General features: G+C 32.0%; 1 protein-coding gene. It reads left to right on the top strand.

Going from position 1 to position 638, the window contains the following annotated elements; all coding sequences use genetic code 11:
- Nucleotides 1-15 precede the first annotated feature (15 nt).
- Nucleotides 16-516 (top strand): phosphoribosylaminoimidazolesuccinocarboxamide synthase, encoded by a 501-nt coding sequence (locus tag Q1B05_RS18600; RefSeq protein WP_299782968.1) that lies wholly within the window; start codon nt 16-18, stop codon nt 514-516.
- The last annotated feature ends 122 nt before the right edge of the window (nt 517-638 follow it).

Below are 638 nucleotides of genomic sequence, written 5' to 3'. Positions count from 1 at the left end.
CGTTAGCCTACATTAATGAAAACCGAACAAACATTTAAAACTAAAACTGGATTTTGTCACATTACAGAAGACAAAATTATTCTGACTCGTGACGGAATTATCGGAAATGTGGCGGAATTGACAACTGGAAAAAGTATATATCGAATATTAGGTATTTATGGAATTATGGCAATTTTTCTATTATATATGGCTTACACTAAAATAGTCAAAGAAGATTGGATTGAATTTGCTGTTTATTGCGGAATTGGAATTTATCTAGTGTATAGTCTGATTAAAAGTATCAACTTGAGTGCAACACCAATTATTGAACGGAATAAAATTAAAAGCGTGGAATTTAAGCCTGCTAAAAAGTTTTTGACCAGAAGTTATTTTAAAGTGAACTTTAAACAGAATGACGGAAAAATAAAAAGTCGACTTATTATGCTTCCTGGTTCATTGACTGATGGAACAAGCGAAACAGAAAAAGCAATCGGAATTATGAAAAATGCTGGACTGATAAAAAATAACGTAGGCTAACACCGTATATAATTTATTGCTAGTTCTAGCCTACTTACGAAAATCCTCTCGGATTTTCTATTCGGTTTTTATTTACTAACTTTAGTGCCTAAACCACGCAACAAACCATATACAAACACGTT

Source organism: uncultured Formosa sp. (assembly GCF_947500765.1).
Lineage (GTDB): Bacteria > Bacteroidota > Bacteroidia > Flavobacteriales > Flavobacteriaceae > Formosa.
The sequence above is the reverse complement of the archived record's forward strand: the minus strand, read 5'-3'. Positions and strand labels throughout refer to the sequence as shown.

What these genes read in the sequence shown, in the direction of transcription:
- Q1B05_RS18600 (WP_299782968.1), top strand. Translation starts at nt 16, where the DNA reads ATGAAAACCGAACAAACATTTAAAACTAAAACTGGATTTTGTCACATT.